Source organism: Klebsiella sp. 2-CIP_Kleb., from assembly GCF_050378715.1.
Classification (GTDB): domain Bacteria; phylum Pseudomonadota; class Gammaproteobacteria; order Enterobacterales; family Enterobacteriaceae; genus Klebsiella; species Klebsiella quasipneumoniae.
The window spans coordinates 369,519-384,235 of the sequence record NZ_JBNRLG010000003.1 but is presented as its reverse complement, the minus strand read 5'-3'; the positions used below and the strand labels follow the sequence as shown (position 1 = coordinate 384,235).

Below are 14,717 nucleotides of genomic sequence, written 5' to 3'. Positions count from 1 at the left end.
ATGGAGCTGAAATGCTTTCGCACCCTCTGGGGAGTCACCACCCCCTGGCCGCAAACGCTGGATGAACTGCAGCGCGTCGGCTGCTGCGGTATCGAAGCCCGCGTCCCGTTGACGGCGGAGGAGCGGCGGCAGCTCGCCGACCGCCTGCAGGCGTCGGGGCTGGAGTATATCGCCATTCTTTTCAGCGGCGGCGGAGTGCTCCCCGCCCAGCATGAAACGCCGGAACAGCATCTGGCGCGCCTGCAGACCCGCTTCGCCGAGGCCAGCGGTCTCAACCCGCGCTTTGTCAATCTGCTGGCGGGCAACGATCGCTGGCCGCTGGCGCAGCAGGTCGATTTTCTCGGCAGGGCGCACGAGCTGGCCGCCGGGTTTGGGTTGACCTGCAGCTTTGAAACCCATCGCGCCACCTCGCTGTACAGCCCGTGGCTCACCCTGGAGATCGTTCAGCAACTCCCCCAGTTGCGCTTTACCGCCGACATCAGCCACTGGGTGGTGGTTAGCGAGCGCTTGCTGGATGACCCCTGCGATGACTTCAGCGCCTTTATCGACCGCGTGCATCACGTGCAGGCCCGGGTGGGCTACGACCAGGGGCCGCAGGTGCCGCACCCGGCGGCGCCGGAATATCAGCCGGCGCTGGCCTTTGCCGAGCGCTTCTGGGAGCAAATCTGGCATTCACAGCGCCGGCGCGGCTATCAGCAAACTACCCTGACGCCGGAGTTTGGCGCCGACGGCTATCTGCACCACCTGCCGTTCACCAACGTTCCGGTGGCCGATCTCTGGTCGCTCAACGCCTGGATGGCCGCGCGCCAGCAGGCCCACTTTCAGCAGTTTTTAACGCTCACTGAACAGGAACCGCAGCCATGACCGCCGTGAAGCACGCTTTTACTGAACTCCCGACCATCGATATCCGCGATCTGGCCGGCGACGATCTCGCCAGGCGCCAGGCGGTGGCCGACGCCATCGGCCGCGCGGCGCGCGAGGTGGGCTTTTTCTACATCACCGGCCACGGCATCGACCCGGCGCTGATCGCCGGCGTCCGCGAGGCGGCGAAGCAGATCTTCGCCCTGCCGATGGAGGAGAAGATGAACTACTACATCGGCCGCTCCAAAAGCCATAAGGGCTACGTCCCGGAAGGAGAAGAGATCTACGGCGCTGGCAAGCCGGACCATAAAGAGGCGTTCGATATCGGCTTCCAGGCGGCGGACGACCATCCGCTGGTGCTCGCCGGTACGCCGCTGATCGGCGCCAACGAGTGGCCCGATCTGCCGGATTTCCGCGCGCGGGTGCTGGCCTACTACGATGCGGTCTTCGCCCTCGGCCACCGCCTGTTCGACGCTTTCGCCCTCGCGCTCGGCCTGCCGGAAGGGTATTTCAAACCGATGGTGTCTTGCCCGCCGGCTAAGCTGCGGCTAATCCATTACCCGTTCGACGCCAGCGTCGAAGATGTTCCCGGAATTGGTGCACACACCGACTATGAGTGCTTCACCCTGCTGCTCGCCGACCAGCCCGGACTTGAAGTCCTCAATGAAGAAAGCATGTGGATCGACGCGCCTCCTGTCACGAACGCCGCCGGAGAAGAGGCGTTCGTGATCAATATCGGCGACATGCTGGAAGTGCTCAGCGCTGGCACATTTGTTGCTACAGCCCACCGGGTGCGCAAAGTGCCGCAGGAGCGGTACTCCTTCCCGCTGTTTTTCGCCTGCGATTACCACACGCTGATCCGCCCGCTACCGACCTTTCTGGCCGCCGGCGAAGCCAGCGAATATCAGGAGCTGAGCATCGGAGAGCATATGTGGAGCCAGGCGCTGCAAACCTATCGCTATCTGCGCGAGAAGGTCAATCGCGGCGAGCTCCAGCTGCCGGAGCGCGCGCGCGGCACCAATACCTTTGGCCATTTGAAAAAACAGGCACAGCAAAAAAACCCCCTAACCCCCCGTGAGGAACCATGATGACTAGCACCCTGAAAAAAATCTCGCGCCGCGTCGCGCTTACCCTCGCCGTCAGCGCCTGTTTCTCCTCTGTCACCCAGGCGGCGGAACTGCTGACCGAGGGCGTCTTTAAGGTGGGGATGGAGGTTACCTACCCGCCGTTTGAGTCCTATGACAGCAATAACAACATCGTCGGTCTCGACCCGGAGTTCGCGACGCTGATCGCCGAGCATCTGCAGGCCAAACCGCAGCTGATCGACACCAAGTTCACCAGCCTGATCCTCGGCATCGGCAAGAAATATGACGCGGTGATCTCCGGGATGTACGTGACGCCGGAACGCCAGAAGCAGGCCGACGCCATCCCTTACGCCCTCTCCGGCGCGTCGATCATCGCCCTGAAGGGCGGCGCGGTGCAGCCGAAAACCGAAGATGAGCTGTGCGGCGTGAAGGTCGGTCTGCAGGCAGGCACCACCTGGGTGACCAGCCTGAAAAAACACTCCGATGAGTGGTGCCTGAAAAACGGTAAACCGGCCATCACCATTCAGGAGTTCCCGACGGCGCCGGAAGCCTCCCAGGCGCTGCTGTCGAAGAATATCGACGCCCAGCTCGAGATCGCCCCGGCGGCGCAGATTATCGTCGATAAGAGCCGCGGTCGCCTGGCGATAAGCTCGACGCGCCTGGTCTACCCGCTGCCGCTGGGGATCTACGTCGCCAAAGGTAACACCGAGCTGGCGGAGGCGATTAAGGCCACCCTCGCCACGCTGAAAGCCAACGGCAAATATGCCGCGCTGATCAAAAAATACAACTTAGAAAGCATCGATTAAGACAATAAGCACTGCGCAACAGGAGTCGGTATGGCGTTCGATTGGGGATACTTTTTTTCATTGTTTAGCATTGGGGCATTCTGGCAGGCGTGCGTGACCGTGATCGTGGTCAGCACCTTGTCCTGGGGGATCGGCCTGGTGGTCGGTTTTCTGCTAGCCTGCGCGAAGCTCTCGGCGCCGCGCTGGATCAAGATCCCCGTCGAACTCTATATCTGGTTTTTCCGCAGCGTGCCGCTGATGGTGCTGCTGGTGTTTGTCTACAACCTGCCGCAGCTGTTTCCGGTGACCCAGCCGCTGCTCGGGGTGCCGTTTATCGCCGGGCTGGTGTCGATGACCGTCACCGAAGCGGCCTATATGGCGGAGATCCACCGCGGCGGGCTGTTGTCGGTGGCCAAAGGGCAAAGCGAGGCGGGCCATGCGCTGAGCTTCAGCTTTATCGGCATCCAGCGGCTAATTATTATTCCTCAGGCGTTTCGCATCTCGCTGCCGACGCTGATCAATGAATACATCACCATCATTAAGCTGAGCTCGATTCTGTCGGTGGTCTCCTTACCCGAGCTGCTGCTCACCGGCCAGCGCTTGTACGCGCAAAATTTCCTCGTGATGGAGACGCTGCTGGCGGTGGCGGTGTACTACGTCATGGTGGTTACCGTCTTCACCTGGCTGTTCCGGGGGCTGGAGAATAGCCTCGATATTCAGCGCAAGCGTCCGCAAACCCTCAGCGAGGCGGAATGCCAGGCGCTGCGCCAGAGCCTGCCGGCGCTGACGGAGGAGATCAAAACTCCGGCCGTCAACGGCGCGCCGCCGGCGCTGGATCTGCGGGGCATCCGCAAATCCTGGGGTCAGCATGAGGTGCTGAAAGGCATCGACCTACAGGTGGAGAATGGGGAGGTGATCAGCATCATCGGCCCGTCCGGCTCAGGCAAAACGACCCTGATCCGCACCATCAACGCCCTCGAAAGTATTGATGGCGGGGAGATCATTCTCTACGGCGAGGACTACCTGAAAGGCGGAGCCATCGTCGATAAACGCCAGATGCGCGCCGGGGTGCGGCGTATCGGCATGGTCTTCCAGAGCTTCAACCTGTTCCCCCACCGCACGGTGCTCGACAACGTGATGCTGGCTCCGCGCTACCACCAGCTGCTGGATCAGCCGGTCGCCCGCGAGCAGGCCCTGGCGCTGCTCGACCGCGTCGGTCTGCTGGCCCACGCCCACAAATACCCCGGCCAGCTCTCCGGCGGCCAGCAGCAGCGCGTGGCGATCGCCCGGGCGCTGGCGCTGAAGCCGGACATCATGCTGTTTGACGAACCGACCTCAGCGCTGGATCCCGAGCTGGTGGGCGAGGTGCTGAAGGTCATTCAGTCGCTGGCCCGCGAAGGCATGACCATGCTGATTGTCACCCACGAGATGGATTTTGCCCTGTCGATTTCCGACCGCGTGGTGCTGATGGAGAACGGCGTGGTGCAGGCCGACATCGCCCCGCAGGTGATCCGCAGCCCGCTGGAGGCCCCTTCTCTGCAACGAATCCGTGAATTTATGGGAGTACGCTAAATGGCAACTGAGCAACACCTGCGCCAGCAGTTGGCCGCCGCCTACCGGCTGGCGGCGCTGTTCGGCTGGGAGGATACCCTCTACACCCACTTCTCCGTGCGCTTGCCCGGCGATGGCGAGCCGCGTTTTTTAATTAACCCCTTCGGCATGATGTTTGACGAAGTCACCGCCAGCAACCTGATCGTGGTGGATATGCAGGGCAAGGTCGTCGAGGGCGACGCGCCAGCTAACTCGGCGGGCTTTACCATCCACAGCGCGGTGCATATGGCCCGGGAAGACGCCCACTGCGTGATCCACACCCATACGCTGCCGGGAATGGCGGTGGCCGCCTGCGAGGACGGCCTGCTGCAGCTTAACCAGATCAGCACCGAGTTTTACCAGCGCGTCGGCTACCATCCCTATGAAGGGGTGGCCTTTGACCTCGACGAACGGGCGCGCATCCAGCGCTCGCTGGGGAATAATATCGCCATGATCCTGCAGAGCCACGGCCTGCTGTCGGTGGGCCGCACCGTGGCCGATGCGTTTTACATCATGTACTACCTGAACCGCGCCTGCGAGATCCAGATGGCCACCGCCCAGCTGGCGGCCCTCAGCCCGATCCACACCATCGCTCCGCACCTCAGCCAGCACGCCTGCGAGCAGCTGATGGGCGTAGAGCATGAACGTCAACAGGTCTGGCAGGCGTGGCTGCGCCGTCTTGACCGTCTCGATACCTCTTACCAAGACTAACGCCTATGTCTGATATCACTATCGTTGTGGATTGTAACGACGCGGATTTCGCCCGCGATATTTGCGCCGCCCTGCAGCAGTTTCCCGACGTCACGGCGCTTCTGCCCCATCACCAGGCGGCACGCGACGCCCAGTACGCCAGCTGCTGGTTCCCGGACCCGCAGCTGCTGAGCCGCTCGCCGGGGCTGAAGCTGATCCAGGCCGCGTCCGCCGGGGTCGATCATCTGCCGCCCGCGCTGTTCGCCAGCGAGATCCCGCTGTGCCGGGTGATCGATGAAGATTTTCGCCACGGCATGTTCGAATATGCTCTGTGGAGCGTCCTGTGGTTTCAGCGCCATTTCGACCGGGCGCTGGCCCACCAGCGGACCCAAACCTGGAAGCTCTATCCCCAGCGCGCCGCCGCCGACTTCCATATCGGCATTATGGGGCTCGGCGAAATTGGCGGCTATATCGCCGACCAGCTGGCCCGCCTTGGCTATCGGGTCTCTGGCTGGTCGCGCAGTGAAAAGCAGCTGGCTGGCGTCACCTGCTATCGCGGCGCGGAGGCGCTCGACAGCTTCCTCGGGTCGCTTGACGGACTGATTAACCTCCTGCCGCTCACCGCGCAGACCCGGGGTATCCTCGCCGCGCCGCTGTTCAGCCGGCTTCCCGCCGGAGCGGTATTAATCAACTGCGGGCGCGGAGAGCATATGGTCAATGAGGATGTGCTGGCGGCGCTGGAGAGCGGCCAGCTCGCCGGCGCGGTGCTCGACGTCTTCCCGCAGGAGCCACTGCCGGCTGACGATCCGCTGTGGCGCCATCCGCAGGTGGTGATCACCCCGCATATGGCCTCTGCTGCCCCTGCCGAGGTGATCGCCCGCCAGCTGCTGGAGAACATTCAGCGCCAGCGTCGCGGGCTGCCGCTCAAAAACCTGGTCAATAAGCACGCCGGTTACTGATCCCCACCGATACCGTCGCTGCTACGCTTAATGGGTGATTCACAACCAGAAGGCAGGAACATGAAGATTGATTTATCGGGGAAAGTCGCGCTGGTCACCGCCTCCACGGCGGGTATTGGCTTTGCTATCGCCAAAGGCCTGGCGGAGAGCGGCGCAGAGATCATCATTAACGGGCGCAGCGAGCAGAGCGTGAACGCCGCCATCGCTCGTCTGCAAAATGAGGTGTCGGGCGCGAAGGTGCGACCCGCCATCGCCGACCTCAGCGGTGCCGACGGCGCAGCCCAGCTGCTGCGGGCGGTGACCAGCGTCGATATCCTGGTCAATAACGCCGGGATCTATGGCCCGCAGGATTTCTACGCCACCGACGACGCGACATGGGACAACTACTGGCAGACCAACGTCATGTCCGGCGTACGCCTGTCGCGGGGGCTGCTGCCGGCGATGGTCAGCAAAGGCTGGGGACGGGTGGTGTTTATCTCCTCGGAATCGGCGCGCAATATCCCGGCGGATATGATCCACTATGGCGTCACCAAGACCGCCCAACTGTCGCTGGCCCGCGGCCTGGCGAAATATGTCGCCGGCAGTGGAGTGACCGTTAACAGCGTTCTGCCGGGGCCGACGATTTCTGACGGCTTTGCCGAAATGCTGAAAGACGAAGTGGCGAGAACCGGCCAGTCGCTGGAGGAACTGGCGAAAGCGTTCGTCATGACCCACCGTCCGAGTTCGGTGATCCAGCGGGCGGCCTCGGTGGAAGAGGTCGCCAATATGGTGGTCTACGTCTGCTCGCCGCAGGCGTCGGCCACCTCCGGCGCCGCGCTGCGCGTCGACGGCGGCGTGGTGGATGATATTCTCTGACGCCTCTCATTCAGGGGAGTCCCCCTCCCCTGTCGCCTTTCCCGGCGCTAAAAAGCGCAAAATGTTAAAAAACAGCCGCAAAGTCGCACAAAGTGAACAGGAACATGTATTCCCAAAACTTATGATATTTGTTTTAACTATAAGTTGTGGTGTTAATGTCTCTGTTACGAAGCTTGCTTTTCTTTCTCGGCGCGGCGGTCGCAGCCGCTCTCGCGGTACTCTGCCTGTGGGTGGATATTCGGGTATTTGGCAACGACATCCCGGAGGTGTCGCTGACTGAAGTGGTGCAGGAGAGCGTGCTGGCCGTCATCGTACTGGTTCACTTCCTGCTGGCGCGCAACTACCCCCACTTACGCTACAGCAATATCCTCATCGGCGGCTTCTTCCTCGCCATGCTGATCCGTGAGCTGGATGGCCTGTTTGATTTACTTTCCCATGGCAGCTGGGTGTGGTTTGCCCTGCTGGCCACCGCGGGGTCGCTGCTGGCGCCGCTGCGCCATCTGCGTCAGACCCTGTCGCAGCTGGCGGCTTATACCCGCACGCCCTATTACGGCATGATGATCAGCGGCCTGCTGGCGATTCTGGTCTTCTCGCGGCTGTTCGGCATGCACGGCCTGTGGTACGCCGTACTGAATGAGAACTTCGCCCGGGTGGTGAAAAATACGGTGGAGGAAGGCAGCGAGTCGTTTGGCTATATGCTGTGCCTGACCGCCACCCTCGGCTACGCCTGCTACTTCCGCGGTCTGGCGCGACAGGCGCTGTCGCCGCAGGGCTGACTGCGGCCGATAACCACCGCCGGACGCGCCCGCCGGCGGTGACGCGCCGCCGCGTTAACCGCGAATTTTCCACTTCCGTTTGAGAACCTCTTTGTCCTGGCTATCCAGCCACTGGTTCACTTTCTCCAGCAGCGCCGGATTATCTTTACTCATCATATACACCTTATCGCTGGCGGTGCCGGCGAACGGCGTCTCGTTGGCGACGCAGAACACGCCGGGCTCTTTGCTCTGGTAATAGTCGCCTTCGATCAGATCGGTCACCATCATATCGGCCGTTTTCTGCCGCAGCGCCTCCAGATTATCGACGTTGTTCTGTACGCGAATAATCTGCGCCTGCTTAATATGCTCATCGACAAAGCTCTGGTTTGTGCCGCCAGGGTTGACGACCACCTTCACCTCCGGACGGTCAATCTTCTCCAGCGATCCAAGCCGTGGCGCAGCCTGACAGTTGGCTAAGGCGATTTTACCGTTCGCCACCACCGGGTGGCTGAGGGCGAAGTCCTTCGCCCGCGCCGGCGTCTGCGTCACGCCGCCCATCGCAATATCGAATTTGTCCGCCTGCAGATCGGCGGCGAGCGCGGGCCAGCTGGTGTAGACGAAGCTCACCTTCAGCCCCAGCGTGCGCCCGAGATCGCGGGCCATGTCGACGTCATAGCCCTGCAGCTCGCCGGCGGCATTGCGAAACGCCAGCGGGGCGTAGTCGCCCGGCACGCCGACCTTCAGTTCACCGCTGCGCTCGATGGTTTGCATATCGCGCGCCTGGGCGCCGCAGGTCATTATCGCCAGCGTCAGCGCCAGCCCCACCGTCAGTTTCATCTCGCCATCCTTATTGTTATCGGGTTTGCGCGCCGGGGTGGCGGGCCGCTTCTCAGTCAGCACCCTCCGCCGCGCGTAACAGGGAATTCATCCTATTTTTAAATTCCGGGACATACAACCCGGCGTGGCGGTTGCCGATCGCAAATCTGACAACGAAACAGGGCTATCGCCCGGTGAATGATTTCTCATCCGCCGGGCGTAGCCTTACGCCAGCGATCGTATTTTCCAGCCTGACGTGATGTCGAAATTAGGTTCAAAAACAGCAGCAGGAAAAATCTAACTCATTGTATTAAAATAACAAAACATTTTATCTCGCGATATCCCCCCTTCCACTCTGGTCATTGTCCGTCTTATTTACTCCGCTATTTCCCCACGCTAATATCCCGGTAAAGCGATAATAAATAACATGCGCAGATTATTTCCAGACGTAAATAAATTGGTAAGTTAAATAAATTAATTAAAAACATATCCAGTGCAAATAATTCCCCCCTGACGCGGCAGAATTCATGCTCTGGCGATCTGTTTTATCGGCAATACAGAAGGAAAGAAAATGAAATTAATCTCGCTGTGTCTGGCGACATTGGTTGCCGGACTGGTTGCCGGCCCGGTTGGCGCGGCAGACGGCACGCTGAACTTTATCGGTAAGGTTGTGAACGGGGCATGCAAGCTTGAGGGAGCGGGCGACAACGGGGTCATCAACGTCAGCATGGGCGACATTCCGCTGTCGCGGCTGAAAAACAGTCAGTCTGGCACCGGGCCGGCGGTAGGTGTCGATATTCGCGTCAAAGATTGTGAGAAAGGCACCTACTATATTGTGGTGGATGGCCCCACCCCCACCGGCATGCCTGAACATCGCGTACTGGCCCTCGACGGCCGCGGCAAGCCGGCCGGCAACGTAGGAATTCTGCTCACCGACCGTACAGGCACTCCGCTCAGCCTCGATGAACGCATCGATCCGCAACACGATCCCCGCATTGAGATCCCGGTGGACGGCGGCTCCGGCACCTTCAGGCTCAAAGCTTTCTACTACACCTGGGATAAAGCCCACATGGATCCTGGCGACGGCAACGCGACGGCCCGGTTTACCATTATGCAGGAATAGCTTTCCGGTCAGGGATGAAACGTCGACGTAAAGGAAGCGATCATGAAAACTCAGGTGGCTGTTTTGCTCAGCGCATTGGCCTTTCAGGCCTGCGCCGGGATAACCATTAATGCCTCACGGGTGATCTATTCAGGAAAAGACAAAGTCGCCAGCCTGAATATCAATAACCGCAGCAGCACCCCCTATAAAGTGCAGATCTGGCTGGACGCCGGGCTCAATGCCTCGCGCGTCGGCCTACCGATGGTGGCGACGCCGCCGCTGGTCTATTTATCGCCGCAGCAATCCGCCCAACTGCGCTTTATCTATCTCGGCAGCGGGCTGCCCGACGATCGGGAAAGCCTGTTCTGGGTCAATATCCAGGAGACGCCGCCGACCGCCGGCGGCAATCATACGCTGCAATTTGTCGTCCGCACCCGTCTGAAGCTGTTTTATCGTCCACCCACCATCGCCACCACCCTCGTCAAAGAGGTGCAAAAGCTGCAGTGGCAGCAGAGCGGCAATAACCTGCGCTTGACGAACTCAGGCCCACTGCATATCACCCTGGTCAACGGGGCGCTGATCGATAATAAAGGCCACCTCTCGCCGATGAGAAACGTGATGCTCCGGCCCTACAGCAGCCATACCGTAATGACCACCGACAGCGCTCGCCTGTACCAGTTGAACTATATCGACGATGACGGCGCGGTGGTGGCGATCCCCCTTCAGGCGGCCTATGCTCCGGCCCCACGCTAGTTATACTCGAGGGCGAAGGTCACCATGCTGTCGGCTGTGCCCGCCGTCACCGTGGCGTCAGTTTGCACATACTGGGCGTTAAAATTAATGGCCTCAGCCGTGCCGGCGTTACTGCCGGTTACCCTTTTCAGGATCGGCAAGTTGCTGGCCTCATTGATTTTAACGCTGGTGCCATCGGACACTGCCGCGCCGGGGTTATTGCCGTAGGTCAGCTTCACGCCGACGCCGCTGGCGCTGTTGCTGGCCTTGCTTAGCGCCAGGGTATCACTCTCCACGCTGACGCCGAAAAAGCCGATGCGCACATCGGTCGGCGACGGACAGAACACCGGGATCGAAAAGCGCTTCGCCTGGCCGCCGGTGCTCCCTTTACCGTGAAACTCCGCCCGGTTTACCGTGCCCAGACTGACCTGGATCGTTGAGGTCGCCACCTGGCAGCTGCCGCTGCTGCCAATGTCCACGTTCAGGGCGGCGATATCAATACTGACCGGCGCGCTGGCGACAAAGCCGGCGTTCCCGTTGGCCTGCTGCTCAATGGTCATCTCCCCCACCTGCGGCAGCGACGGCGAGTTGGTATGCGTCCCGTCCGCCAGCTGCACCGTCCCGGTTTTATAGAAGGTCACCGCGATCCTGACCGTGGTTTGCTGCTGCGTCATCAGCGCCGGGAGCATCGTGCTGTCGCAGACCACCACCGACTCGCCGCCAGCGGAGTGGCTGCCGTCGATAGCGCGCATCGGGCCGCCGGCGCACTGGAAGCTAAGCGAGTAGCCGATGCCGTCGATGGCGCTGGGGTAGACGTGCTGTCCGTTAATCACCACCGGCGAGCCGCCGGTTTTCAGCTGTTTGTAGACAATGCGTTTGGCGCTCGCCGTCGGCAGCTGCAGGTCGCAGGAAAAGGGGATCCCGCTGCCGTTATCCGCCATCGCGCTGGTCATCTGGGTATTGACCGGCAGCGTGGGCAAATACTTGATATTGGGAATATTGACGGTGGTCTGGCCGATATTCGCGCGGCAGTTTTCAGCCCGCGCGCCGGGAAGATAGCCGCTCAACGCCAGCAAAAAGAGAAAAGGAAGTAGACGAAAAACAGATTTCATAGCCGCCTCAGCGTGACTGGCACAGCCCGGAGACGGTTTTCACCGTATTCAGACTCTGCTGTGGGTTATCCGCAAGATGAAAATGCATCGTGCAACTCTGCGACTGGTTATTGACGACCCAGCTCACCGCCAGGGTTCCCTCCTGCGGCACGCCGCTGAGGTACACCTGACCGCCGTCGGCTACCATGCCGCCCGGCGCATTGCCGCTCTCCTCCGTCCCGACCAACCGTGCGCTGGCGCCAAAGGGTAACGGCCCCTGCGCGTTGCGCAGGGTAAATAGCACCCGGTTGCCTATGCGGGTCCGGTAGTTGGCCATCACCACCGCGCCGCCGCCGGGGATCACCGTCTGACCCTGCTGGTCGACGTCGGTATCATCCGCCATCGACTCCGTGTCGAGGGTAATGACATTTTTCCGGTAGGTGGTCAGAGACGGCACCACGGCATAGCCGCGCCAGTCGGTGTGCACATTGTTGCCGTTTTGCACCGCCACGCCGGCAGCCCCCGGCGCGCGGACGATGGCGAAGCTCTCGCCCACCGTCTGACCGAAGGTCACGCCGTGCGGATGCGCGACCACCGAGCCGGCGCCTCCCCAGGTCAGCTGATTACTGGCGGCGTCATGGCGATAGCCGAGCTGCGCGTTGCCGAAGCCGCCGTGGTAGTCCAGGGCGACGCTGCTGTTGGTGCCTCGTCCCTGATTGCCATAGCCCTGCTGAACCGAGTAGAACAGGTTCGGCCGCGACGGCACCGCGCCATACAGCGACACCTGCTGCGAGGTATAGCCATTGCTGTCCGAGGTGGTGTTGTAGCTCACCGCGCTGTCGGACAGCGGACCACCCAGCGGAATATTGATATTGAAAGACCAGGAGCGATCATTTTTTTGCTGACCGCTGGCGCGGGTGTAGTAATAGCCCACCCCCCAGGAGATCCCTTTCCAGGCGCTGTAGAACCCGAGATGCACCGTCTCATCCCGGCTCTGCCGGTGCCAGTATTCCTGCGACCAGGCGGAAACCGCCAGACTCCCCAGATCGCCAAGGCTTTGTGACACCGAGATCTCTTCACGTCGGCGCCGGTTGTCCACCTGCCCCTGCGCGCTTTCCAGGGCGCTGGCTTCGGCAAAATCGTAATAGCCGCTGGAGGAGTAGCGGTAGCTGGCGAGGCTGAATGCGGTGCCCGAGCTGACAAAATTTTTCTGATACTGAGCGCGCAGCGAATGGCCCGCATAGCGCTTACCCGACGGGGTGCGGGTGACGGCCTGGGTGACGTCGCCTCCCAGCGATCCGAATTCGCCGAAGCCGCGGCCCAGGCCCAGCGCCCATGACTGATAGTCCTGGGCCAGCTGCGTGCCGCCGTAGAGGGTAAATCCCGCCGACAAACCATAGAACAGGGTGCCCTGCAGGAATTCCGGCGAGCGCACCGAATCCGCCCCGGAGTGGTAGCGGCCGGCGCTGAGGCTGAATTTGCCTCGCCCTTCGCGCAGCATATACGGCACGGCGGAATAGGGTTGGGTAAAGGTGCGCACCGAACCATTGCTCTCGGTCACCTTCACCTCCAGATCGCCGCTCTGCGAGGTGGGATAAAGATCGCTGATGGCGAACGCCCCCGGCGACACGAAGGTTTCGTAGATCACATACCCGTGCTGGGAGACGGTCACTTTGGCATTGCTGTGCGCCACGCCGCGGATGGTGGGGGCAAAGCCGCGCTGGCTGTCCGGGAGCATCTCATCGTCAGACATCAGCTGGACGCCGCGAAACGGGATGCTGTCAAACACATCGCCGGTGGTGTAAGTATCGCCGATCCGCAGCAGACTCTTCAGCGAGCGGACGTCGCGCTGCAGCCAGGTGCTCTGTGAATCCCAGTGCCGGCGCTGCTGGTCGTACTGCATTGAGGAGACGTTGCGCAGCCGCCAGGCGCCCAGGTTCACGCCGCTGCGTAAATTGAGATAGTTTGAGCGGCTGCTCTCCCCTTCATCGGCATTCTTTATCTGCGCGCCGGAAAAATAGTAATCGACAAACGCGGCCGGCACGCCATCGTCCCAGCGCGAGGGATCGACATAGCCGCGGCTTTGCACGTTCATCGCCGCCTGAGGAATGCTCAGCGTCAGGCGCTGGTTAGCGAAGGTGAAGCGGCTGCTGGCGTCGGGAATAAACTTCTCGATCCGGGTGAAGGTCTCACCCTCATGCAGCGTTTGAAAAGCCGGAAACGCGCTGACGTTGACACCATAATCCGCCAGCTGCCCGGGCGTCAGCACCGGCTGCAGCTGCCCGCCATCGTCAACAAAGGTGATATCGGCCTGGCCCAGCTCCTGGTCGTTAACCACCACGGTGACAGGATAAGTGCCCGGCTGCTGCCCGCCGGGTTTGGCGAAGTAGTGCAGATCGGAGGTTTGCTGCTGCGGGTCGGCAAACTCCAGCGCCGCCGGATCAAAATAGTCGTCGGCCAGCGCCCTGCTCAGCGGGCTGAGACAGCACATCATCGTCGGCAGCGTCGCCAGCGCCAGCGCCCGTCCGGCGGTGACGGGCAACGCGGCATACTCCCGCACCCTGGCTGTTGTTATTCTTTTCATGCTGGCGCCGTCCGGTAAGCTCATCACAAAGGGGAATTACTACTGGGCGTAATCGCTGACGCCGCCGTAGTCGTTAATCGCCCGCCATTTGACGGTGCCGTGCCCGCTCACCGGCCACGTTTTCTCGCCAAAGGGGGCGACCATGCCAGGCTCGTCGATTGCCTTCCCGCCCACTTCGACGGCGTAAAAAGAGACAAAATAGGGAGTGGGGTTTGCCACCGTCAGATGACCGCCGGACTGGCTAAACTTCAGCTGCTGCCAGGCTTTAGCCGTGTCGCCCACCAGGCCGTTGGGGCGATAAAAGATTTTGAATTTCGACTTAATATTGACCTGCAGCTTGTTCACCTCGCCATTGGGCGTCGGGGCGATACTTTTGACGTTCAGCCAGTAGACCGATTCACGGTCGCTGGGCAGCGAGGCGCCAATAAAGTTAATGCGCAGGACGTTATTTTGCTCCGGATCGAGACGGAATAAGGGCCGCGTAACAATAAAGGGCACCTTGGCCTTATCGCTTTCCGCGTAATTTTCCACCCACGACTGCACCAGATAGGGCGTATGGGTATCGGCATTAGTGACTGAAATAGCGGCTTCACGCTTCCCTTCCTGATAAATCACACGGGTTCCACCCATGACAATACCGGCCTGCGCTGCCGTGGAGCACAGCAGAAAGGCCGCAACGGCAATTATTTTCTTCATCATGACTTACCATCAGGTAAAGGTTGAACAAACAATAAAATAAAGCAGGGAATATCAGAGCCAGTACCCGTCGGGATAATTAGCAAAAACAACTATACCGTCACGAATATAGTCCG

At 61.0% G+C, this 14,717-nt stretch carries 14 protein-coding genes; 10 read left to right on the top strand and 4 right to left on the bottom strand.

Annotated features, from left to right (window positions below):
- The 8 genes from ACQUTP_RS14815 (at position 1) to ACQUTP_RS14780 (ending at position 7,601) form a co-directional block, all read left to right on the top strand.
- A complete protein-coding gene (locus tag ACQUTP_RS14815) occupies positions 1-864 on the top strand; it encodes a sugar phosphate isomerase/epimerase family protein (protein WP_048325427.1) in 864 nt (287 codons plus the stop codon).
- The gene (locus ACQUTP_RS14810) at positions 861-1,949 is read left to right on the top strand and encodes an isopenicillin N synthase family dioxygenase (protein WP_096833926.1); all 1,089 of its coding nucleotides are present in this window, start codon (positions 861-863) and stop codon (positions 1,947-1,949) included. Before ACQUTP_RS14815 ends, ACQUTP_RS14810 begins: the two co-directional genes overlap by 4 nt.
- Positions 1,949-2,752, top strand: a complete 804-nt coding sequence (locus ACQUTP_RS14805; protein ID WP_023318954.1) for an ABC transporter substrate-binding protein — start codon at positions 1,949-1,951, stop codon at positions 2,750-2,752. Before ACQUTP_RS14810 ends, ACQUTP_RS14805 begins: the two co-directional genes overlap by 1 nt.
- A 30-nt stretch (positions 2,753-2,782) precedes the next feature.
- Entirely contained in the window at positions 2,783-4,303 is a 1,521-nt protein-coding gene (locus tag ACQUTP_RS14800; protein ID WP_023318955.1) for an amino acid ABC transporter permease/ATP-binding protein, read from the top strand.
- Entirely contained in the window at positions 4,304-5,032 is a 729-nt protein-coding gene (locus ACQUTP_RS14795) for a class II aldolase/adducin family protein (protein ID WP_053810042.1), read from the top strand.
- A 5-nt stretch (positions 5,033-5,037) separates the two neighbouring features.
- Complete coding sequence (locus ACQUTP_RS14790; RefSeq protein ID WP_064795142.1) at positions 5,038-5,970, top strand: 2-hydroxyacid dehydrogenase; 933 nt, start codon at positions 5,038-5,040, stop codon at positions 5,968-5,970.
- 60 nt (positions 5,971-6,030) lie between these two features.
- Positions 6,031-6,825 (top strand): SDR family NAD(P)-dependent oxidoreductase, encoded by a 795-nt coding sequence (locus ACQUTP_RS14785; RefSeq protein WP_096833927.1) that lies wholly within the window; start codon positions 6,031-6,033, stop codon positions 6,823-6,825.
- A 155-nt stretch (positions 6,826-6,980) separates the two neighbouring features.
- Positions 6,981-7,601, top strand: coding sequence for a hypothetical protein (locus ACQUTP_RS14780; RefSeq protein WP_004205741.1), 621 nt, complete (start codon positions 6,981-6,983; stop codon positions 7,599-7,601).
- Positions 7,602-7,655: 54 nt separating this feature from the next.
- On the opposite strand, the gene ACQUTP_RS14775 is transcribed toward ACQUTP_RS14780, so the two are convergent.
- A complete protein-coding gene (locus ACQUTP_RS14775; protein WP_032426131.1) occupies positions 7,656-8,417 on the bottom strand; it encodes a transporter substrate-binding domain-containing protein in 762 nt (253 codons plus the stop codon).
- Between the two features lie 550 nt (positions 8,418-8,967).
- Here ACQUTP_RS14775 and ACQUTP_RS14770 point away from each other — a divergent pair.
- The gene (locus ACQUTP_RS14770) at positions 8,968-9,519 is read left to right on the top strand and encodes a fimbrial protein (RefSeq protein WP_048295413.1); all 552 of its coding nucleotides are present in this window, start codon (positions 8,968-8,970) and stop codon (positions 9,517-9,519) included.
- Between the two features lie 42 nt (positions 9,520-9,561).
- The gene (locus ACQUTP_RS14765; RefSeq protein WP_096833929.1) at positions 9,562-10,251 is read left to right on the top strand and encodes a fimbrial biogenesis chaperone; all 690 of its coding nucleotides are present in this window, start codon (positions 9,562-9,564) and stop codon (positions 10,249-10,251) included.
- Here the strand turns inward: ACQUTP_RS14765 and ACQUTP_RS14760 are convergent.
- From ACQUTP_RS14760 to ACQUTP_RS14750, 3 genes are read right to left on the bottom strand one after another with little or no spacing between them, the layout of a single operon-like run.
- A complete protein-coding gene (locus ACQUTP_RS14760) occupies positions 10,248-11,342 on the bottom strand; it encodes a fimbrial protein (protein ID WP_096833930.1) in 1,095 nt (364 codons plus the stop codon). The two genes, ACQUTP_RS14765 and ACQUTP_RS14760, sit on opposite strands and share 4 nt — an antisense overlap.
- A gap of 7 nt (positions 11,343-11,349) precedes the next feature.
- Positions 11,350-13,905: a fimbria/pilus outer membrane usher protein gene (locus ACQUTP_RS14755; protein ID WP_096833931.1), complete on the bottom strand. Its 2,556-nt coding sequence runs from the start codon at positions 13,903-13,905 to the stop codon at positions 11,350-11,352.
- A gap of 39 nt (positions 13,906-13,944) precedes the next feature.
- Positions 13,945-14,604 (bottom strand): fimbrial biogenesis chaperone, encoded by a 660-nt coding sequence (locus tag ACQUTP_RS14750; protein WP_428902403.1) that lies wholly within the window; start codon positions 14,602-14,604, stop codon positions 13,945-13,947.
- Positions 14,605-14,717 lie beyond the last annotated feature (113 nt).

Bases quoted from the DNA above. Each gene is read 5' to 3' on its own strand.
- ACQUTP_RS14815 (WP_048325427.1), top strand. From the start codon at position 1: ATGGAGCTGAAATGCTTTCGCACCCTCTGGGGAGTCACCACCCCCTGG.
- ACQUTP_RS14810 (WP_096833926.1), top strand. From the start codon at position 861: ATGACCGCCGTGAAGCACGCTTTTACTGAACTCCCGACCATCGATATC.
- ACQUTP_RS14805 (WP_023318954.1), top strand. From the start codon at position 1,949: ATGACTAGCACCCTGAAAAAAATCTCGCGCCGCGTCGCGCTTACCCTC.
- ACQUTP_RS14800 (WP_023318955.1), top strand. From the start codon at position 2,783: ATGGCGTTCGATTGGGGATACTTTTTTTCATTGTTTAGCATTGGGGCA.
- ACQUTP_RS14795 (WP_053810042.1), top strand. From the start codon at position 4,304: ATGGCAACTGAGCAACACCTGCGCCAGCAGTTGGCCGCCGCCTACCGG.
- ACQUTP_RS14790 (WP_064795142.1), top strand. From the start codon at position 5,038: ATGTCTGATATCACTATCGTTGTGGATTGTAACGACGCGGATTTCGCC.
- ACQUTP_RS14785 (WP_096833927.1), top strand. From the start codon at position 6,031: ATGAAGATTGATTTATCGGGGAAAGTCGCGCTGGTCACCGCCTCCACG.
- ACQUTP_RS14780 (WP_004205741.1), top strand. From the start codon at position 6,981: ATGTCTCTGTTACGAAGCTTGCTTTTCTTTCTCGGCGCGGCGGTCGCA.
- ACQUTP_RS14775 (WP_032426131.1), bottom strand. From the start codon at position 8,417: ATGAAACTGACGGTGGGGCTGGCGCTGACGCTGGCGATAATGACCTGC.
- ACQUTP_RS14770 (WP_048295413.1), top strand. From the start codon at position 8,968: ATGAAATTAATCTCGCTGTGTCTGGCGACATTGGTTGCCGGACTGGTT.
- ACQUTP_RS14765 (WP_096833929.1), top strand. From the start codon at position 9,562: ATGAAAACTCAGGTGGCTGTTTTGCTCAGCGCATTGGCCTTTCAGGCC.
- ACQUTP_RS14760 (WP_096833930.1), bottom strand. From the start codon at position 11,342: ATGAAATCTGTTTTTCGTCTACTTCCTTTTCTCTTTTTGCTGGCGTTG.
- ACQUTP_RS14755 (WP_096833931.1), bottom strand. From the start codon at position 13,905: ATGAAAAGAATAACAACAGCCAGGGTGCGGGAGTATGCCGCGTTGCCC.
- ACQUTP_RS14750 (WP_428902403.1), bottom strand. From the start codon at position 14,604: ATGATGAAGAAAATAATTGCCGTTGCGGCCTTTCTGCTGTGCTCCACG.